General features: G+C 45.0%; 12 protein-coding genes and 3 pseudogenes. 4 read left to right on the top strand and 11 right to left on the bottom strand.

The annotated features are described in order from the left end of the window. Positions 1-78 precede the first annotated feature (78 nt). From MKY52_RS23280 to MKY52_RS23270, 3 genes and pseudogenes are all read right to left on the bottom strand, one after another. Positions 79-8,151 carry an S-layer homology domain-containing protein gene (locus MKY52_RS23280; protein WP_341053780.1) on the bottom strand — a complete coding sequence of 2,691 codons (8,073 nt, stop codon included), beginning with the start codon at positions 8,149-8,151 and terminating at the stop codon, positions 79-81. 947 nt (positions 8,152-9,098) lie between these two features. After that, positions 9,099-9,555: pseudogene (locus MKY52_RS23275) on the bottom strand (ZIP family metal transporter); the annotation flags it as partial. Between the two features lie 136 nt (positions 9,556-9,691). Continuing rightward, on the bottom strand, positions 9,692-10,408 hold the full coding sequence (locus tag MKY52_RS23270) for a CocE/NonD family hydrolase C-terminal non-catalytic domain-containing protein (RefSeq protein WP_341053778.1): 717 nt from the start codon (positions 10,406-10,408) through the stop codon (positions 9,692-9,694). A gap of 44 nt (positions 10,409-10,452) precedes the next feature. On the opposite strand from MKY52_RS23270, the pseudogene MKY52_RS23265 reads away from it, so the two are divergent. Beyond that, a pseudogene (locus tag MKY52_RS23265) lies at positions 10,453-10,635 on the top strand (TetR-like C-terminal domain-containing protein); the annotation flags it as partial. 124 nt (positions 10,636-10,759) lie between these two features. On the opposite strand, the gene MKY52_RS23260 reads toward MKY52_RS23265, so the two are convergent. The 4 genes from MKY52_RS23260 to MKY52_RS23245 are packed head-to-tail and all read right to left on the bottom strand — an operon-like array spanning position 10,760 to position 13,585. Further along, positions 10,760-11,407, bottom strand: a complete 648-nt coding sequence (locus MKY52_RS23260) for a sugar O-acetyltransferase (RefSeq protein ID WP_341053775.1) — start codon at positions 11,405-11,407, stop codon at positions 10,760-10,762. 12 nt (positions 11,408-11,419) lie between these two features. Next, entirely contained in the window at positions 11,420-11,803 is a 384-nt protein-coding gene (locus MKY52_RS23255; RefSeq protein ID WP_341053773.1) for a VOC family protein, read from the bottom strand. Between the two features lie 28 nt (positions 11,804-11,831). Next, complete coding sequence (locus MKY52_RS23250; RefSeq protein WP_341053771.1) at positions 11,832-12,662, bottom strand: MATE family efflux transporter; 831 nt, start codon at positions 12,660-12,662, stop codon at positions 11,832-11,834. Between the two features lie 5 nt (positions 12,663-12,667). Beyond that, positions 12,668-13,585, bottom strand: coding sequence for a DsbA family protein (locus tag MKY52_RS23245; RefSeq protein WP_341053769.1), 918 nt, complete (start codon positions 13,583-13,585; stop codon positions 12,668-12,670). Between the two features lie 152 nt (positions 13,586-13,737). On the opposite strand from MKY52_RS23245, the gene MKY52_RS23240 reads away from it, so the two are divergent. After that, a complete protein-coding gene (locus MKY52_RS23240; RefSeq protein ID WP_341053767.1) occupies positions 13,738-14,076 on the top strand; it encodes a winged helix-turn-helix transcriptional regulator in 339 nt (112 codons plus the stop codon). Between the two features lie 15 nt (positions 14,077-14,091). Here MKY52_RS23240 and MKY52_RS23235 read toward each other — a convergent pair whose 3' ends face one another. Together MKY52_RS23235 and MKY52_RS23230 are read right to left on the bottom strand one after the other, a co-directional pair. Next, complete coding sequence (locus MKY52_RS23235; RefSeq protein ID WP_341053764.1) at positions 14,092-16,080, bottom strand: translation factor GTPase family protein; 1,989 nt, start codon at positions 16,078-16,080, stop codon at positions 14,092-14,094. Between the two features lie 357 nt (positions 16,081-16,437). Beyond that, complete coding sequence (locus MKY52_RS23230; RefSeq protein WP_341053763.1) at positions 16,438-17,397, bottom strand: methylenetetrahydrofolate reductase; 960 nt, start codon at positions 17,395-17,397, stop codon at positions 16,438-16,440. Between the two features lie 267 nt (positions 17,398-17,664). On the opposite strand from MKY52_RS23230, the gene MKY52_RS23225 reads away from it, so the two are divergent. Further along, a complete protein-coding gene (locus MKY52_RS23225) occupies positions 17,665-18,063 on the top strand; it encodes a cytidine deaminase (RefSeq protein WP_036689594.1) in 399 nt (132 codons plus the stop codon). 134 nt (positions 18,064-18,197) lie between these two features. On the opposite strand, the gene MKY52_RS23220 is transcribed toward MKY52_RS23225, so the two are convergent. Both MKY52_RS23220 and MKY52_RS23215 read right to left on the bottom strand, forming a co-directional pair. Next, complete coding sequence (locus tag MKY52_RS23220) at positions 18,198-18,572, bottom strand: hypothetical protein (protein WP_339802522.1); 375 nt, start codon at positions 18,570-18,572, stop codon at positions 18,198-18,200. Between the two features lie 21 nt (positions 18,573-18,593). Then, the gene (locus tag MKY52_RS23215; protein ID WP_341053761.1) at positions 18,594-18,947 is read right to left on the bottom strand and encodes a hypothetical protein; all 354 of its coding nucleotides are present in this window, start codon (positions 18,945-18,947) and stop codon (positions 18,594-18,596) included. A gap of 950 nt (positions 18,948-19,897) precedes the next feature. Between MKY52_RS23215 and MKY52_RS30420 the strand changes: the two are divergent. Then, a pseudogene (locus MKY52_RS30420) lies at positions 19,898-20,580 on the top strand (YheC/YheD family protein). The last annotated feature ends 488 nt before the right edge of the window (positions 20,581-21,068 follow it).

Below are 21,068 nucleotides of genomic sequence, written 5' to 3'. Positions count from 1 at the left end.
CCTGATCTTTGTTCTTCCTTTCGAAGGATCGGGCCTTCTTCAGCAATAAACGTTCACCGAAACGACCCGCCAATTCAACTAGTACATTATTCCGTACAACCGGTAAAGTGTAACAGCAGCTTCCGCCCTGGTGATCGGCGAAACGGGCTGCAAGTAACCGTTATAGCCCTGGAATAAACCGGCCGAAACCGCACGGGCCACACTTTCCCTAGCATAAGCGGATACCTGCGAAGCATCCCTAAATTCCGGCAATGCCTCCCCGCTGACCACGGAGCGTTCCTTGCCTGCGGCAAGCATGGCGCTGTCCAGCATCATCATCATTTCTTGACGGGTTACCGGCTGCTCCGGCCGGAACTCACCACTGCCCGAGCCGCGCACAATGCCCAGCGTCCGCGCAGCATTCACATCTTCATAGTAATAATCAGCTTGCGTTATATCCGTAAAGGAATGGGAGGCTTGCGCCCGCAGATCAAACAATCGCATGATCATGACTACCGCATCCGCGCGGGTAATAGTTTGCGCAGGCGAATACGAATGCTGCGAGACTCCCCGGAGGGCGCCCTTAGAGGCAAGAGCTTCCACCGCTGCCTGCGCCCAGCCGTAGCGGCCCAGATCGCTAAAACTCTTGGCTACAGAGACAACTGCATAACGGCTGAAGCGATGTGTGGTGAATAGCATCTCACCGCCTACGCTGTCATATCTTCCGCTGACTACCGGCTGTCCCTTTCCGTCTTTACCAATCTGCCAGAACGTCAGCTGAGACGGGTTGAGCGCTTCAGCGGAGGAAAGCTGGTAAGGCATGCGGAACGTAACGGTCGCTAGATTGTTCTGCCAGCTGACAGGATTTCCGTCCACGGCAGCGCCCAGTTCGACAGCCGGACGGCTGCCCGCAGCCTGCTTGACGTCCTCATCCGCACCGGACAGATCCGCGAGCTTAACGGACACAGCAATCTGCTTTGCTTCTTTAGCCATGCCCGCAAACATATCGCCCGGAAGTAGCAGGCTACCTGCAGGGGTAATAAATTGGATCCGCACCTGCTTCATCGAAGCCAGATATGAGGCAGGCAGCTGCAATTCGAATATTGTCTTACCCGCAGCTGATCCGGCCTTAAATGTAAGCGTCCGCACTCCATTGGTATCCGCCGGAGCGGCGGCGAGCGCCTTCGTAAGCTCCGCTGTGCCGGGAGCAAGAACAGACTTCGCACCGTCTGTTGCGCCTGCGGAGACGGAAGAGGCCGGTGTGCCGGTTCCGGTATCAGGGCTGGTAACAGAAGTTCCCTTCTTGCTGATAACCAGCATTTGCGTTCCAGGTAAGGCTTCGTAATACACGAATGCACCTTCACCCTCACGGACTGGCTTCAGGTTATAAGAAGTGGCTCCCCGTGTGAGAGTAACCTCACTCCATTCTGCCGGAACCTTCGTTCTCAAGGTCAGCGGCTCATTGTAAACTGCCGGGTCCAGTGTGCCCTCCAGCTTAACCTCAATTGTACCGGAAGCTGCTTTAGTAGCCTTAACCGTGGCGTTCTGTCTTTCACGCAAATATTTGCCCACCTCGGCAAAGGTACCGTTCCAAAGAGCATCTATCCGCTGGGCTACATATCCGTAATGATTGTCGTACAGGCTGAGCGGAGGTGAAGACCAGCCTTCACCATCATTGCCATGGCCGGTCAGAATCAGCCAGTTGCCCTTGGCGATGCCAAAGTCGGTCCACTCATCCAGTTGGACGGCCGTTGTCGTGCTTTCAACCATTGTGCTGCTCAGATTGTAATACTGCTCTGTACTGCTGGCGTTGCCGGCATTGTTGCCTCCCTGGCGCGCGGCAACGAAATACTTGGCTGCTTCTGCCGCAACCGCCGCATTGCCCGTATTGTACGGGAGCGCCAGCGATTCCGGCTTATAACCTGTCTTCTCCTTGATCCGGGCGACAGAATCCTTGAACTCGGAGGACACATTTGACCCGCTGAGCGTGGTCAGATTCCGGTGAGTAACCGTATGGCTCGCTACATCGAAAATCCCTTTATCGAGCAGTGCTTTCCACTGATCCCACGTGCCCGTGGAAGCGCCAGTGTCATTATAACCATCGTCGATCCAGCCGCTGATGAGGGCCAGCGTTCCCTTCAGGCTGTATTTTTCATGCAATCCGGCAAACCGTAAAGCGGATTTGTAGATACCATCATCGTACATAATCGAATACGCGCCGGCCTTGCCGTCTTTCCAGGTGGTGATCTCCGTATCCCCGATGCTGTAAAGTGTGCCCCGGATGGCTTTGGCCACAGTATCGGCTAAAGTCCAGGCTCCTTTTGGATTCGGATGAATCTTATCCGGGAAGTCGCTGCGGCTTCCGGCTGTGGCCGCGTTCACGTCAATCAGGGTTGCGCCTGTCGCTTCAGCCGCCTGCCGGATCAGAGGAATGACCCCATTTTGCAGGACGGAGTTGACAATGCCATAAGCCTGGTTCGGATCATCGTTGAACACTGCCGGTGGCAGATTGACAAAGACCTTCGGATGACTTGGCAGTGCCTGGTACAATTGAATCAGCTCTTTATAATTGCTCAGAAACTGGTTCTGCCCCTCCTTCCAGTTCCAGGATTTCGTGTCATTAGTACCAAGCTGGATAACCACGACGTCTGGAGCATAAGTCTGGCTGGCGGCAAATGCTGCTTCATTCCAGTATGGATCGTCGCCGTCCTTTAGCAGCGTACGGCCGCTGACACCGAAGTTCTTGACGGCAAAGTTGCTCCCGAGCAGCGACTGGAGCTGTGCCGGATAACTCGTTACCCCGGCATATTTCAGCCCGGCTCCTGCTGTGATGCTATCGCCAACCGTTGCCACCTTGATTTGACCTTCCGGACGGTTCTTCTCCGGAATTTTTTCCGTATACGTGGCGGGAATTTCATCAGACGGATATTCAGCGAAGTACAGATCATCAAAATAATAAGTGCCGGGATTCCACTCCGACAACCGGATTTCCTTCAGACGGCTGATATCGGCAGATGTCTTCATCAGTGGAAGAAATACTTTCGTCCACTGCCCCTTGACTGAACCTACATCGGTCCAGTTATTCACGGAGACCGTGCCGTCTGTATCCACAAAGGTAACGTGGATGGTGTTCGATCCCTGCATATCCTTAACATAGAAAGCCAGATAATTGAAGCCGGAAGCATCTATGGAAGCTGCGCCGCCCTGGGGCTTAATGATGACAGATTGCTTATCCGCTCCAGGTGAGCCGCCGTCTCCGGTTACTTCCAGCTTCACACTTCCCGTTCCTCCAGGATTGACCCCAAACGTCCGGTCAACTGCCGCGACGGCATTCACACCCTGGCCTACCTGCACGTCTGTCTCCTCAAAAGACTGGAACCAGCCGCTAGCACCAACAGGATACGAAGCGGGCTCCGCGCCGGTCTTGTAGGTTGCAGCGAAGAAGTTGTCGACCCATAGCTGCTCAGAAGCGTTCATGCCGATCCTGATCTGGGTAATCGCCAGCGTATTCAGCTGCCGGCCGGACAGTGGAACGCCCTGCGCCTTCAGAAGCGGAACACTCAGTCGCGTCCATGTATCTTTCACCGTCTTCCCTTCCGTCTCCGTTGTCCAGGAACGTCCCTCGGCATCCACGAGCGTAATGGAAAGAGTTCTGTCCCCCATGCTGTCCTTAGCGTAGAAGTTCAGGTAATTGTAGCCTGTCAGATCGCTGTTGATCGCGCCGCCCTGCGGAACAAATGCGGCATAAGTCCCGTCCGCTCCGGAACCGGCTGTGATCTTGAGACTCTTCGTACCGTTACCTGCCGCGCTGTCTGCTGCTGATTCCAGCTGCAGCTGAGCAGATGAAGATAAATAACCCCGGCCCGACTCAAAGCTTTGGAACCAAGTCGAAATCCCGGCCGGCTTCGGCTGCGTTCCGGCCGAAATCCGGTTATACCGGTTATACCGCTCCGCCAGAATATCCTTTACTTGCTTCGGCGTTGTCCGGTCCATATGATACAGGCCCATCGTCTGCAGGCCCGTAATATTGGTATACCAGTTATATGCAGTCCACCAGGCCGCACCGCTCAGTAGTCCGTCCGGGTTCGGTGTCCCGTCCTCTGCCCGGGTAGCTGTGCGGGTAAAGGCATTGAAGGTGCCGGTGAACAGCGTCGTCTGCTTTGTGTCCGATGGGGTTTCGTCACCCGACCAGTAGCCGTACTCTGTGGCGATGATCGGCTTGCCCGGATGCAGCGCATGTATGGCCTCGATTTCCTCCTGTGTCTCCAAGTCTGAATTCGCACCGTAGAAGGCGCCGAAATACATAGTCATTCCGATGATATCCGCAGGGGAATGTGAATGATCGCTCACGCCTTTGTACGGATTCGCCACGGCGGACTGTCCGACTAGTCTTGTTCCGTCGATGGCATGTGCAGTGTCGCGCAGTTCTTGGATAAAGTTGACACGCTCCAGCTGCCCGCCTGACTCATTGCTGACCCCGTCAAACCAGACGGAAGGCCGGTTGTAATTACTCAAGATCATTTCCTCCATCATTTGCTTGGCCTGGCCCCGCTGACGCTGTAGGTCGAAGGCTTCTCCGCTGAACCAATAGACTGGAATTTCCTGCCAAACAGCAAGGCCGATCCGGTCGGCATACTGATAGGTCGGCAAGCTGTGCGGGAAATGCCCAGTCCGGACGAAATTCGCCTTCAGCTCCTCCTTAATCTTCAGCAGGTCGCTGTACCGGGTTGCATCATCCAGCGACGGTCCTTTGTCGCTGCTGTCCTCCGTATAACCGACCCCGGTGAGAAACGGAGCCAACTCTCCGTTCAGCTTAAGCTGTACACCCTCCGCTTCCAGTGTACGGATACCGAACTGGGTATAAAAGGTGTCCGTTACTGCTCCACCGCTCTTCTGCTCTACCTTTAAAATATACAGATTCGGTTCAGATGGACTCCACAGCTTCGGTGCAGGTACTTTCACCTCGACTGTTTGTACCGCCTGCCCGCTGGCCGGAACAGTAAATGTGCTTCCTTGTAGCACAGCGGCTTCCATACCCGTCAGGTCCTGCGCATATTCACTGAGCTTGTTACCCTCTCCGATCTCCGCTTCGTAGACTGTATAGGACAGCTGAATCTGCTCCGCCGTTTTGCCCGTATGATTCAGAAAGGTGCGGACCGACAGATGTCCATCCGTATTCAGCGTACGCACATCACTGCGCACCACATAGGTGTCCGGCATAAATTCAACGTAGGCGTCCCGCAGGATTCCTGTGTAGTTGAACCAGTCGGACGTCGCGTACGGCAGTATTTCACCGTTATTGAACGTGTCCCATTTCGGATTGTCGACCCGCACCGCGATCACATTGTCGCCGCCATAGTTCAATAGACCGGAAGCGTCCAGTGCGAACGGCGTGTAGCCGCCCTGATGTCCGCCCGCATATTGTCCATTGATCCACACATCCGCAAAATAGTTGACGCCGAGGAAAGTAAGCTGTGCAGGCTGCCCCTCAAGAGAGCTATTCACCTCAAAATGCTTGCGGTACCATACCCCGCCCTGATAACCCGACTTGTCACTCTTGTTCTCCGGTCCACTCGGAGATTCGTAAATCGCGCTCTCATCCTCCGGGAGAGGCAGCGTCTTGCCGGCCCAGCCGGAGTCGTTGTAACCAATCTCTTGTCTGCCGCCCGCCTCTTCCTCTAGTCCGGCAGTTCTGGCGCTGTCCCGGGGTGCTGCTGACAGCTGGGAATCCAGGGTGGTTCTTTCTTTTTTCCAGTCCCCGTTTAAAGAGAGGTACGTTCTGTCCAGCTGCTTCTCGAAAGAACCCAGCGGCAGACTGCCCAAATAAGGCATCGCTTCGCCGTCCACATCCTTCAGTACCAATTGTGTAAAGCCAGCATTCGGAAAGCCTGTGCTTTCGTTTTTACCGAAATAAAATTCATCCAGATAATAGGTCCCCGCTTTCACCGGCGTCACCGTCACAGCGCTAAGGCGTGCAAATTGGAAATTCACGCTCTTGTCCAAAGGCATAACGATCCGATTCCATCCGCCTGCTGTCGTCCCTCCGGTCTGCCAGTCTACCATTTTGCCGCCAGCATCCTTCAACTGTACTGACAGCGTCTGACCGCCCTGCTCATCCCACACATAAAAGATCAGATGGCTGAAATTTGTTGCATCAAACTCAGGCTGATAGTCGTATGGCAGGTTCTTGTCCGGGGACTCCTCGAGTGCCTGAGGCCTGACGACTATGCCATTCACACCAGGGTTGGGCGAATCCTGGGACAACACAGCCCGAATGCTCGCAGAATTGTATGCGTTCGCAGACTTCTCCATGCTGAGCGCAGTGCTCACCCCGGTACCGGCCGTAATCCCGTACCTTCCGTCCTGCCCTCTCGTCTCAAAATTCTGATACCAGACCGCTCCGATATTCTGGGTTCCGCTGATGAAGCCGGACAGTACATCGTCTTCGGCCATGGCAAAATACATATCATCGAGATAATACACTCCGGCATTGTAAAATCCGACGTCGACCGATACAATTTTTGTCAGATCAATCTTCGAGGCTCCTTTCAGCGAAAGCTGCATTTTGACCCACTTATTCTTGGTCGATTTGGAGGTTCCCCACGTGTCCCAGACGCCCCCGTTGGCATCCTTGATGCGGAATTCCACTCCATTGCTGCCCTGGGTGTCCTTCAGATAGAAAGCAAGGTATGAATAAGCCGACGCATCGAACGCACCGCCTTTTTTGGGCTGTACGCTCAAATAACTCCCGGCTGAATAAGGCCAGTCATTTTTGCTCGTTGTGACCATGACACCGGCCATGCCCGCTGCGTTAGCTATTTCACCTGAGGCTTCGGCAGTGGTAGCGCTGCCAGCGGAGTAGCCGGTTTTGCTCTCGAAATCATTGAACAAGACTGTGCGCTCTGGCTTAAAGGCAGGCGAAGGATCTGTTTCGTTCTGAGCCAGATAAAGATCATCGTAGTAGTACACATTACCGTAACCCCAGTACGTTCCGAGCTCAATCTGCTGCAGTCTGGACAAATCAATTTTCGATTTGTCCAACTTTACGGTCATTTTCACCCATTGCTTCGACTCGGTCTTGACCGCTGCGTTTGTTTCCGTATCCCAGACCCCGCCTTCGGCATCCTTGAATACAACATGAATACTGGATCCGGCGGCCGCTGTCGTATCCTTGACGTAGAACATCAGATAACTGAAGGGGGAAGCGTCCATATACGTCGCACCAGATACGGTCAAGCCGCCCTCAGGTTTAATTCCGGCTCCATAAACGCCGGTGTTCCAGGCTTCGTTCCGTTCCTTCCCTTCCCCGTCCGTATAGGTATTCTGCACCATTTTAAGACTGCCGGAGCTTGAGGAATAAGCAGCAGCCGCAGTGACACGCTGGGCGACAGTCGCTCTTCCCTGACCTGCCAAGCCATAGCTACCATCACTGCCAGGTTGTTCGAAGCTCTGGTACATGACAGGCGCCGATGGCTCCACGCCATCATCCGGATAAGCGGGCGGCGGAGCGGCAGCAGATTTGGCAAAGTACAACTCGTCAAAATAATAGATGTTGCCCCAGCCCCAATACTCACCCAGCGAAATGGAGACAATCCGCGAAAAATCGAGTTTTGTCTTATCGAGCGGAATCGAAAGCCTCGTCCATTCATCCTTCACGGACAGCGCCTGGTCCGTATTGGCATTCCATACTCTCCCGTCTGCATCCCGGATGACAACATTCGGGTTATGAACATCGGCGTCCAGAATGTAAAAATTCAAATAGTTATAGGCAGAAGCATCATAATAGGTCTCTTCGGTAACTGTATCTTTCTGCGGCGATACCGTGAATCCGTATACATCAGTGTTCCAGGCTCCACCGCCGGGATTATTATCGTTCGTCTGGATCAGGCGGACACTTCCCCGACTTCCGCCGCCCGGTGTCCGATCTGTAACCGACGCTGTTGATGAGGTGCCAACGGCAGAAATTCCATAGGTACTCCCCTCCCCGGCATGCTCAAAGTTCTGATACCACTTGCTGTCTGTCTGCGTCTGCGTTGGCGTCTCCTGCGCGTAAGCGATATCTCGTGCCATTCCCCCGAATATGCCCGGGAACAGCAAACACAGTACCATGGTCGCCGCAAAATATTTGTTATGCCCCAGCTTTCGCTTTACCGATGTGCTTATGGACTGCATATATGACTCCTTTCGACTTTCATATTGAAATCGATTTCATACTCGAGAAAAAAAGAAAACAATTTTTTTTCATTCCCCCTCTTTTAAAATCGTATAAAACAGTTTGAGCGCGTAAGTCATCCAATGTAATATGACTCTTTTGGACTCTCACTTTCTTGAAATCGATTTCATTTTAGAGATAAAAAAAGAAAAGCTCCTCCCATTCCTTCCCTCTCTCAAACCCGAAAAAAACAGTTGAAGCGAATAAGGCATCAATGTAATCGATTTCAAATCTATTATAAGAATGCTCCAATAAAAATGTCAACGCTTTCTTTTATGTTTTCACTTTCCGAGTCAAGTATACGTTAGATCTGGTTCTCCTCTTCACTCATTGGTAAACTATTATGTGTGTTCTATCGTTTTCTGTATACCAGAAGACAATATTTTTTATGTTCTTACGCTCAGCTCCCATATGGATTTCCTTAATTTACGCCCGGAGTATTGGACTCTTTCCGCAACTTCTACTCGCACTGAGTTATTCTTATGTGTTAATGCTGTAATAATAATCTTCTTAACAATATCTCTTTCGTCCTATAGTTCTGAAAAATCTAATAATACTGGTAGAACAGAGGCTGATGAAGGACAATTGAAATTAGTTTCATCTTCAGATGTAAAGTGATTTGATTTTGTTCAGAATTTATCACTGGAACCCAACCACGACTATCTAATCGTATAAAGCAAAACACCTCCGAATCTCATTATTTGGCGCCTTAGAATACAATTCATCTATAATTCCTATTATTTCATCTCGAAATTCCGTAAATTAAAATCGCGAGATTAAAAAATTCAGATCTTGCTTTCTCCAAAGATGAAGTGCTGCGTTTCTTCTTTCGCTAGAGTAGTAATCAACATCCTACATCACTCCTTTCAATTACTTATCTAAGTTATTACGCAAGTGAAAATTCAAGTTAACCCAAAGCCACATCAAGAATCATCATCAATACAAAACCAACCATTAAACTCATAGAAGCCAGATCCTTATTTCCTTTTTCTTGTGAGCTTGGAATCACTTCTTCAGCTACTACAAATATCATTGCTCCAGCTGCAAAGCTCAATGCATAAGGTAATGATGGTTCAATAAATGAGACGGCAAGTGCACCGAATGCAATCCCGACCGCCCGCTAATCCCTCTGGGATATTATGAAGGGTGATGGCAAAGACCAACAATGTACTTCTTTTTCTTTCTTTAGGATGAAGCCCTTCCGATTCTCTATGAGGCGTATTTGGATGAAGATGAGGTATGATTTTATCAATTCCCCATAAAAATAACCCACCTAATAAAAATCCAAATGCTGCTGGAAACCAAGCTCCTATGGCATGGTACTCTGACATTTCGATTGCTGGTCCCAGCAAAGACCTATAGGATTAAAATTTTTAAAAAAATAACCATAGTAAGCTATCTCTTCTAAATACCCTAATTTAATTAGAACCAAAATGTTTTCTGGTAGATAATTTTGGTTCTAATCAAAAAATAGTCTATATTTATGTTTTGGAACTTTCACTAATCTCTCAAGGGAATCAACGGTACCAAAAGGAAAGAATCATACTTTCCTCCGGCATAAACCTTATGAGTTCCTTTGTTCACTGTGTCGCTATGCCCATAACCTCTTGAGCCTGTCGGGTTGTCATCGACAATTATGTCGCTGCCTTTTATGACCAGCACTAGACTTTCCCCACTCTTGAGGAATACGCTTGAAGGCAATATTTCAATTTCTATCGGTACAATCTCGCCTTTATTAAGTTTCAACAAGTTCTTGTGCTTAAGTACAGGCTGATAAGGAGCAGATTTTACAGGATCCAGCTCTCTATGGGAAACCCTCAAACATCCGCTAGCCACCTGACCGTTTTCAAGATGGTTAAAGTCAGGCAGGTACACTTCATTGCCGCGTCTGTCGAACTTCTTAATGCCGACAAAAAGATCCATATCATCTGCGTCATCGGTGGAGACCCAGAGCTTAAGCTTCATATTTCCGGTGAGCTCCATGTCCTCGTCAGCGGTAAATTTAAACCGTAAATCACTGTTTTCTGTCTGACCGGGCTCAGCATTATAGGTAAGTTTGGATTCGTTCTGAACGGGAGTGTGCTGCAAAGACATTTCTTCTCCATTCAGATAATATTCGGAATATTGGGTTTGGGCGATCGGCCATTCATTTGCAATGCGAATGTGTCCCTTATAAAATTTCTCGCTGACCTCATAGCGTACCCGAGGCGTATCCATCCAATCATTCTCAATGCCTTTCAGGAAATAATCCAAACGCATTTATGAAGGAGGAAAATCTTCTTGTTCCAGAGCAATATTTAGCTGCTTATATGGGAATTGCAATCATAGCGGTCATACAACAATGGTTGGAAAGTGGCACGAAAGAATCTCCTCTAGAAATGGCCCGTATCCTAACAACCATTACAGTTAATGGCCCCTACTTTGCAGCTGGTTTAAAAAAATAATCATCCAAAGAATAAGGGATATTCTCTGGAAACGGATATTGACCTTTAAAAAACAGTTGCCTATAACGTTGTTGGAAGAACCATTTGTCATGTTGGTACCGTCACTGAATGGGATGCTACATTTCTACTCGATTATATCGCAATCTGAAAGTATTTCCGGTTTATGGCGCATGCTATCCTGATTGGTTATTTTACGGATTACTTTACACGGCACACCTGCAGCAAAAGAATTTTCTGGGATGTCCTGAGTCACGACACTACCTGCACCTATTACGCATCGATCACCAATCGTAACACCTCCACATACAGTTACATTTGCTGAGAGCCAAACATCGTTACCAATGCTAACAGGCTTAGCATAGCATAAAGACGCAGCATCACCATTTTGATCAAGCATTTGTCTACGCTCGGAGGCAACGAATGGGTGAATAGGCGTAACGATTGTTACATTAGGTCCAAAACTCACATGATCACCTATCGTAACCTGTGCATCATCTTGGACTGTAAGGTTATAGTTTCCAAAAAAACAATTACCGATTTTTGTATGAACACCATAATGAAAAAAAATGGGACCTTGGATAAAACAATGCTCCCCTATGCTATCAAGTAACTGTGACAATATCGCTTCCCGCTCCTCTGTCTGATCCTCAAATGTTCGGCTATATTGACTACTCAAATTGTGGGCAAGAAGCTTTTTACGCTTTAGGTCTGTGTTACCTGGATTGTATAATATCCCTTTGAATATTCGCTCTTCTTCTGTCAAATTCTTCACCTCTTTTAGTTTTTAGACAGTAAGTTCAATTTGAATATTTTCTGGCCCTAAAATACTGCTTTCATAATATCCGTCACCTGTGGTCCGTGGTCCACTTAACGTTCTAAATCCCGCTTCTGCCAATTGCTTGGTCAGCAGATCGACTTGTTCCTTACTGCCTAAGCTAAAAGCTAAATGAGTTAAGCCCGTCCGCAAGAGATCATGAACTCCTTCTACCATATCCGGTCTGCTCATAATCTCCAATCTCGCGCCGCCTTCAAACGTGAGAAAATAGGTTCTTAATCCCGTTTTGGGATTATGGTATTGTCGATTTGACTTAGCATTAAAGAAATGACTATAAAATTGTCTGCAGCTTTCTAAATCTTGTACATACATAGCAATATGTTCAATTTTCATAAAAATCTCCTTTCCGTCACTACATATATTAGTTGCGAACATAATCCCTCGTAATATCGTTAAGCCATTTAAATTTAAAATAACGCATTAAGGCAATCGGGGCTTTAATAACCTCGTCTAAATTGATGATAATAAATATCATTAGAGGGGAGAGATGCGACACAAATGCACTCATGTATCCTAATGGTAATATGATGCCCCACATTACAATCGTGTCACACCAAAAGCCAAATCTAGAATCTCCTCCAGCAACAAATATTCCTCCAATCGTCGTGGAGTTTATCGATTTCGGAATACAACAATAAGCACAGACAAGAAGCATTCCACTCAAATATATTTGTGCTTGATCATCCAAATTGACAAGTAGAAACACTATAGGCTTCAATAATAGTAAAGTAATACCTGCAACGATGCCAAACAAGATAGCATATACATTTAATATTTTCCCAGCTCTTTTAGCCATTTCAATTTCGCCATTGCCTAGATATTTACCAACAAGTACGGAGCCACCACTTGCAATACCTCCACATAATACAATAACCAGATTCTTAACGACCGAGGCAACTGAATTTGCAGCGACCATATCTGCATTGACATGTCCAATAATTGCAGATGTAACAGTTAATGCGCATCCCCAAACAATATAATTTCCTTGGACGGGTAGTGTATACCTCAAAAAATCCTTAATCAAATTACGCTGAACCATATCATGTGAAGGTAACCTAAACTTTATATTTGATTTGATCGAGTGGATGATAAAGCAAGCAAATTCAACGATACGTGCCAAAACTGTAGAGAAAGCAACTGTGCCAAAGAAGCCAGTAATTCCAAAGTTCTTTGGGTTACTGGCTTCTTTCATTATAATCAAGATACGACGTATGATTCACCTAAAACATGCTTAATACTGTATGACCCCTCTATCATTTCCGTGGCTATATATGACTCCATATCACTAGATTCAATATCATACAACACTTCAATTTCCTTGGAGAACAAAATGTTTCCTTCCTTGATAAGTTCAGAGAGAGATGGAACATTTTCAGCGTTTACATCTCCATTGTAAACTTGTTGAAGTCCGTCGACATAGGCTTCTAATGATCGTGCCCCCACAATTTTTACACCTTTATTTTCTTCATTCACCATGATAATGGTTGGAAATCCACGTACACCAAGTCTGCCTGCTAACTCAAAATCCTGCTCTAACAAATCTTGTGCCGATCCAAGAGCAGCTTCCGCTTCCGCCACTATTTCTTCGCCATTTAGCCCAATGTTGTTGACTATATCAACTAATGTTTTCTCCTCTCCAATATTCTGATTGAAGGCGAATACAGCTTCTCTTGCCTGACGCAAAAACTCATTTTCTTTACCCGGATTTATATTTTGTATAACCTTGTATACTCTAGATGGCGGGTACGAAGAAAGAATCGGATTGTTTTTCCACAAAGAACCATCGATAGGCATACGTGAATGTAAACCGACTTCTCTCCAATGCTCCGCAACATCTGAAGGCTGTTGAATGCCATTGGAGACATCTGCAAAACCATGCCAGCTAGAAAGCAAACCACCCATAATCGTCTTCACGTTAAAATATTGACCATACTGCAGAATAAAACGATTGAGTACCGGCTCAAGCGCCCAACAGTGGGAACAGATCGGATCTGTTGCATAGTAAAGTGTAATTTTGGGGGACTGTAGATTAAAATCGATTATTTCCATTTGTTCTTCATCCCCTGGCCCACAGACACCAGTTTTAAGGTCACACATCATATTTGAATTATTCATATATAAATCACCTTTCGCTGGAGAATCAAAGAAAGTGCCCTCTTGTAGAAGTTCTTTGTATGGGAGTATTATAATACCAATACAAATTCAAACAAGTACGTTTATTTTTAATACTAAGTATCTTTAATAATACTATTGGACAGGAGTTATGTATGAAATACGAATTTAGACTTGATCAATTATGTCCTGCAACCTTCGCATTCCATGTAATCAGCGGAAAGTGGAACCTCCCGATCCTAGCCATTCTTAGTGAGAACGACAACATACGCTATAACGAGTTAAAAAGAAGACTGCATCGAATAACAGGGACTACCTTAACCAACTCACTGAGGGATCTTATAGAATATGGAATCATTCATCGGGAGCAGTATAACGAAGTGCCACCAAGAGTTGAGTATTCTCTGACTTCATCTGGAAAAGAATTAGTGCCTTTAATTGAATCCGTTGTTGAATGGGGACAAAGAAATATTAGGGTGAAGGATAATTCCTAGACTGCTTTCTCACTCCTATTCCTGAATCTCCAAATGCATATACGAAGGCGCTTCATCCCAAGGAACGCTATATCCCGCTCCCTTTGCACAGAACATAGAGCTGGAGGTGTACTCAGGATCAGCGCTGCGGTCGTATCCAATCCTTGCGATGATCTGTTCTGGGTTATGACATGGCTGATAACCGCCTAACTTCATCGAGATTGCTCCCTTTCCCTTCGTGAATGAAGCAAGCTCTACTGCATAATGCATGAACGTCGCGACAGGCGCACGTCCCTGAATAAACATCGATTCACCTAGCATTTCTGGCGGGTCAAATTCACCATGGGCCAGCTGTATATCAGACATTACGCGTCCGATAAGCTCTGCATCGACTTTGATTTTGAATTGATAATAGGGTTCCAGTAGAATCTTGTTCGCTTGCTCCAATCCCTGCCGCAGTGCCCGCAGTGTCGCCTCCCGAAAGTCACCGCCATGAGTGTGCTTCTGATGCGCTGCCCCGGTTAAGAGCGTTATATACAGATCGGTGACGGGAGAGCCGGTAAGAACTCCACGATGGTCCTTTTCAAGTAAATGCTGACCGACGAGATGCTGATACCCTGTGCTGAGCTGCTCAACATGGCATGTACTGCGATATGTAATTCCCTCACCACGTTTCGCAGGCGCAAGCCGGAGATGCACCTCTGCATAATGCTTAAGAGGTTCGAAATGCCCACAACCAATCACAATGTCTGCGATCGTCTCTTTGTATAATATCTCTGGATTGGAGAACGATACCTTGAGCTGGAAACGGTCTAACACCACCTGCTGAAGTACCTCTAGCTGGATCATTCCCATCACATGAACATGAATCTCCTCCAGCTTGTCCTCCCATGTCACTTGCAGCGTAGGGTCTTCGGCTTGCAGGATCATGAAATAGCGTAGCACTTCTCTGGATGATATCCCCAAATTGAATACAACTTTGGATTTCAACGCTGACACAAGACGGGATTCTACTTGATCTGAATGATTACCTATACCCAGTCCAATGGCTGCATCGGTTAGGCCCGTAACGGCAATAAGCTGTCCCGCGGAGGCCTCATCGCATGAAGAATATTTCCCCCCATGATAGATACGAATAGAAGTGATTTTCTGGCTTAACTCCTCATGTTCTGAAGTGCTATAGCAGAGATCCTCCCGTACCCGTAACTTTCCAGCTAATATCTTCATAAAAGTCAGTCGCGTGCCTTGCAGCTCATGACGCACCTTATATACTCGTGCCCTGAACACTGCGTTTACTTCATAAGTCGATTCCATTAGTAGTTGCATCGTCTGCATCCATTCCGCAATCCCCTGATCCAATAGAGCTGCTCCACTCATAACGGGAAAAACCACCCGTTCTTTAACCATTTGTTTCAGCGTAGCCAATACCTGCCCAGGATAAATGTTGTCTTCGAGATATGCCTCCATCAAGGTTTCATCTCGCTCAGCAACGGCGGTAATGACCTCTTCAGGCAGCATGCTCTGATCCAGACCTTTTGCCAAATACAACATATCCGGCGAAAATTGCTGCCTTAACGCTTTTAGCACACGCTGGACGTCAGCACCGGTACGATCTATTTTGTTAATAAATATAAAAGTGGGTATGCCATATTCCTGTAGCAATTGCCAGACCGTCTCGGTATGCCCTTCAATGCCCTCCACAGCACTTAAGATGACTACCGCATAATCCATGACCTGTAAAGCGCGCTCCATCTCAGCTGAAAAATCGACATGCCCCGGTGTGTCAATGAGCTGATACGATTGTTCGTTATATTTCATCACCGCCTGGTCAGCAAAAATCGTTATCCCCCGTGCCCGCTCCATCTCATGACTATCCAAAAAGGCATCCTGATGATCGACTCTCCCCCGAGTCTTAATTCCGGAAGCATGATATAGGAGCTGCTCTGCGAAGGTGGTTTTGCCGGCATCAACATGTGCTAGCAGTCCGATGGTAATTGGTGATGCTTCTGACAGTTTACAATACATATTTCTACCATCCATTCAGTCAATCTGTTATATAAGAATCGTAGCCGAAATCTACTAGCTTGTACAGAATCTCTCACCACCGACAGCATGTGGTAACGCCCGAAGATCCATATTATCCAATGACATAACCATCCTCGATGAAGGATTTAGCTACAATAATGCAAGAAAGATACTAGAAAAGCTATTGAGATGATGATCATGTCCCTATTAACTTATAAAAACCGGTAACCCTTAACAGAAAGGATTACCGGCTCAATGAATAGTTAATTTTTGTGGTTTTTCATTTTAAACGAGAATTCACTGTTAGAAAATTCAATGCGATAACGTTAATATTTCTAATCTCCTTAAAACAATAAATCATCTACTTTCTAGACTCAACAGCTTTTTATCTAGAAATGCCTTTACATCTTTAGCAAGCTGAATGGATGCTTCAATTTCCAACTTAGTTGTTGAAACACTTTCAATGCTGCATCCAATTGGAATTCCCTTCTCCAGCCCGAACTCAAATAGTTCTTCAAATATTTTTTGAGATAGCTGAATTGATTTATCCAAAATGTCGTTCGAGTATTTCAACTCGTTTTCTAACCATCCCGGGATACTGATCCCCAACCATTTCATAAATTGTAATGTTTTCGCTGTGCCACATGGTGCAAGATTAAATAAAATAGGAACCATTTCAAAACCCTTATTTGTATAGTAATAATATAAATCAGACAATAAATTCTTTGACGCCTCTATATTATAAGTTGCCTGAGTGATAAAAAAGTTGCATCCATTGTTAATCTTTTCGACAACCCGTATATGCTCATCATTCTTTTTTATATGTCTTTCAGGAATGACAACTCCTCCAAAATTCAAATTGCTATTTAACTGTTTGCTTAGCTTATAAGCATCTGGTAAATTCAATTTCACCTCTTGCTTACTTGATGAAGCGCCCACATACACGGAAAATCTGTCTTCACTTTCGTCAGTCTTAATCCAATCCGCGAACGAAGCTCTTGTATCATTACCGACGCACCGATAAATTATTTTCGGGACCTCCACTTGTCTTAGATATTTATCACCATAGATAGCCGGATCAATCGTTGGTAAGTATGGGTAAGGTCTTTCATGATCAACTCTTTCTGCTTCCTCCTGGACGTCGTAAAGAATTAAAGCATCTAAATCTACGTTTTTAAGTCTTTCAACCTGTTTCTGTGCAATTTCTGATATCTTTTCTGGTGAATGGCTTGCCTTTGGTGGTGTCATCCCATATGTTAAAATACCAGGTTTCTTGCTCAATATTTTTTGTTTAAATGTACTCTCTGCCGCTCCCAAAATAAAAAACTCCTCTACACGTCTCTTTTAAGTTAAGGCTACCATGGCAGGCTTAATATGTATAACTTATATTTACTATATCTAGTTATATTTTAAAGCTATGATTCCCTATTGGTACTTATCGAGTAGTACATCATGGAGGCGGAACTTCTAGATTTTAATGTTGACAACCATTTGGTCTGACTATAATATTAGAAGTCCTGCCAACCTTAAAGTTGGCGATAAGGGGACCGAAAGGTTCATTCTTATTTAAAAAGGGTGAGTATTATGAATAAAGAAGAATTAATGGAAAGCGCACGTAACACAAAGAAAGCTGCTTATGCCCCTTATTCTAAATTTCCAGTTGGAGCAGCCTTATTACTTAAAGATGGAAATGTTATTAATGGAGTAAATGTAGAAAATGTATCTTTTGGTGCTACTAACTGTGCAGAGAGAACAGCAATCTTCACAGCTATTACAAAGGGCTATACTAAAGGTGATTTTCAGGCTATAGCTGTAGCAGGTGACACAATGGATTTTCTGCCGCCATGCAGTATCTGCAGACAAGTATTATCGGAATTCTGTTTGCCCGACATGCCTGTCTATTTAACCAATGAGAAAAAAGAAATCTTAGAGCTGAGTTTAAGGGATTTATTGCCTTACGCATTCAAAAACTTAGATATGTAAAAATAATACCTACCATAGTGGAATATCAAAAACACGTGTACCTGTGTTAGACAAGTACGCGTGTTTTTGTGTTTAAAAGCTTAGTAAGAACACAGAGATCACAGACCAAACACACCGCGTAAATACGTTGTGACTTACCAAATCGCAATTCCAACCTTATCTTTTTCTTTAAGTACTACCTTTATCATTTCCAAAGCATTTCTTACGCTAAATTCAATAAATTCTTTATCATAGTCTGTATGTAGTTCTATAGTATCTAAATTATCAAGCAAAATAAGGAATTCACTTTCCAGTTTTTCTATTCCTTCATCAAATGCAAAAATATTCGTATTCTTTAAAGAATATATTAACTCACATCCGAGTTCACTAATTAAATCATTTCCCCAGAGAGTTTTTCTGCATGATTCGAAACCAAACAAATTATTATGTGGTGCGGGTACCTGCTCCTCCAAAAAATTAGTATCTACAATTATACTTCCCTTTTGAATTACACTAATTATCAAACTCATATAGTTAAAACCTCTCAATGATTATCTATAATTTTTGATTCTTTTTCCCCATACCTGCTCATCGCCCAGAAACAACTCACTTCCCATTATTCCAGGTAAAAATATTATTCCATCTTTATAAATATTAATGAGTACCGGGTGAGCCTTATCATTGAAACTATAATTGATGTATATCTTTTCTCCATATTTCACGACAGCATTATCTGGGTATACTGATGTACTCAATATTCCGATCGAAGATTGTTGGACTGGATTATTGCTGTATACAGATTCATGAACTGAATTAGCATATGTATAGTTTTGGAGCTTTCCATTTGGACTAAATAAAGAAGCAAAAACTGTAATAATTATACTTAATGAAAATATTCTTTTCATATTACATTCCCCCTTTATTATTTCTAACGATTAGGTTTTTTCTTATTTTGATTAGATAATATAGAGTTAAGATAAATTGTATAATAGAAATACTCCAAGGAAGTAGAATGAGCATTTCCACTTGATATTTCGGAAAAAATTCAATAGAAACGACAACTCCATACTCACTGTCACCTTGTATTGCATTGAAAAATAAAAGAAGTAAGAGGCTGGATAGCATAGTTACCAAAAACCAAAAGGCATTGTATTTTATCCTCTGAGTCCTTATAAACAAAAAAGAATTTATAAAACATAATAAAAGTGGTATAAAGTACACCTTAAATGAGAAGTTTAATAACTCCGTTCCCCATCCCTCTATTCTTATCTTAAAAAAATAGATTAAGATCAGATGCAGTCCAACCACCAATAGTACATAAAGTATGGCTTGTAGTCCTGTCTTGAATGACTTCATCTTTCGATCCCCTTTCCATTCGTTCACTTAATGCTCTAATGATATCATCACCCCTCATCGAGAATTTCTTCTTACTTCAAACACCTATATACCACCCCTGAAATTATATGGATTAATTTTAACTAAACCACTAAATATCCTTATAATGGAATCATCGGGAATATCAAGGCGGAAAATAATAGTAAACCCCTCTTCCGAGTCAAGATTAGATAATTTATTTGAACTAATTTAAAGTTTATGAACAAAGAACAAAGTAGAAGTTAAGTACAACCCTTTTCATTAGACCTGTTGAGTTCAAATTACTTAGAAAAGCTGTATAGATCGTAAAGCTGGTTACAAATACATGTAATAACCAACACGATAGTTTGGTTATTGCTACGGCGAGAATCTTTTGAATATTTTCCCACATCTATATAGTACCGCTAAAACAGACACCAGTAGTCTATATCAAACCGGCTAACGGTACGTGGGTGGACGTGGTTTTCTTAGAATCGAGAAAATGAAGAATAAACAAGGCGTCTTTGATATCCAAGGCCGTCGGCAGGATCGCCGTATCATAGCCCCTCGAAAGGTCTCAGCCTCACGACTGGAATCGATTGTTCGTCAATGGTGTATCGGAGGAAGCTTCCTCATTCCACAGGGCATTCCATTACAATTACCTGGCGGACGTTTTCATGATTACCGTATACTTGTTCAGAAGAATGGGCAAGGGTCTGGGAGCTAACTGGAATGGCCGCAAGAGTTGGTGCTGCACGAAGCATAACCTCTAATCTTCATGGTGGTGGTCACGCGGTTCGTGCAGAGACCTTATTGAAAGAGTGGCTAGGTAGCACAGTGAAAACCGAGAAGGTTATGAAAACTGCCGAAAAGCTAGGTCTTTAGGCCGCTGTCTTTCTAGAGGAAAGCTTTGGTGTATTATATGAATTAGCTCTTGATCTAGCCATCGATCGTGAAGGAAGGATCTATGTCCTAGAGGTCAACCTGAAGCCTGCCCGAGAAGTATTCGCCCGATCCGGGGACAGCAGCACCTATCGTAAAGCTTTAGTACGCCCTATGGAATATGTATTATGGCTATATAATAATAAAAGGGGCCCCTCGGATGTCGTATACAAAAATTCGGTTGCCTTTACCGAATCTGCTGGTACCAAGGACGGGCAGCGGGCAGCGATATTTGGTTTATGAATATTGACGTGATCTAGGGCTATCGGGGCGTCAGCGTGGATCATGACAAGGGAATGGCGTATGGGATGATATTCATTTTATTGACATTCATACGGAAAAAATCTTTAATAATGGTACCTCCGGCCAATTTAGGACGGCTCCGATCCTCATCTGGACGGCTAAATATGGCAGTGACGAGGTTGGCCCGCTCAGCAATATAGAAATGTTCGATAGATGGATAGAAAATGGGCTGCAGGATGTATTGAGGGAGGAAGGAATAGTATCCATAGCCTTTTCACCATTGGCAAAGGGATTGCCATTAGAAAGTATTTCAAAAGCAATTCTCCAAATATTATTCTAGATGTATTAATTCTTGCAACTAAGGGCAGGTTATCCGCTTAGTACTTTATATTCAATGACAAAACAACTACAACTCATGTTTCTGTTAGACTTAATATAAAAAGCCGATAAACCTAACAGAAAGGCTTACCGGCTTTAAAAACTTTGTT

Source organism: Paenibacillus sp. FSL P4-0184 (genome assembly GCF_038004625.1).
GTDB lineage: Bacteria > Bacillota > Bacilli > Paenibacillales > Paenibacillaceae > Paenibacillus_AQ.
This window is presented reverse-complemented; position numbering and strand designations above follow the sequence as displayed.

What these genes read in the sequence shown, in the direction of transcription:
- MKY52_RS23280 (WP_341053780.1), bottom strand. Translation starts at nt 8,151, where the DNA reads ATGCAGTCCATAAGCACATCGGTAAAGCGAAAGCTGGGGCATAACAAA.
- MKY52_RS23270 (WP_341053778.1), bottom strand. Translation starts at nt 10,408, where the DNA reads ATGGATACGCCTCGGGTACGCTATGAGGTCAGCGAGAAATTTTATAAG.
- MKY52_RS23255 (WP_341053773.1), bottom strand. Translation starts at nt 11,803, where the DNA reads ATGAAAATTGAACATATTGCTATGTATGTACAAGATTTAGAAAGCTGC.
- MKY52_RS23250 (WP_341053771.1), bottom strand. Translation starts at nt 12,662, where the DNA reads ATGAAAGAAGCCAGTAACCCAAAGAACTTTGGAATTACTGGCTTCTTT.
- MKY52_RS23245 (WP_341053769.1), bottom strand. Translation starts at nt 13,585, where the DNA reads ATGAATAATTCAAATATGATGTGTGACCTTAAAACTGGTGTCTGTGGG.
- MKY52_RS23240 (WP_341053767.1), top strand. Translation starts at nt 13,738, where the DNA reads ATGAAATACGAATTTAGACTTGATCAATTATGTCCTGCAACCTTCGCA.
- MKY52_RS23235 (WP_341053764.1), bottom strand. Translation starts at nt 16,080, where the DNA reads ATGTATTGTAAACTGTCAGAAGCATCACCAATTACCATCGGACTGCTA.
- MKY52_RS23225 (WP_036689594.1), top strand. Translation starts at nt 17,665, where the DNA reads ATGAATAAAGAAGAATTAATGGAAAGCGCACGTAACACAAAGAAAGCT.
- MKY52_RS23220 (WP_339802522.1), bottom strand. Translation starts at nt 18,572, where the DNA reads ATGAGTTTGATAATTAGTGTAATTCAAAAGGGAAGTATAATTGTAGAT.
- MKY52_RS23215 (WP_341053761.1), bottom strand. Translation starts at nt 18,947, where the DNA reads ATGAAAAGAATATTTTCATTAAGTATAATTATTACAGTTTTTGCTTCT.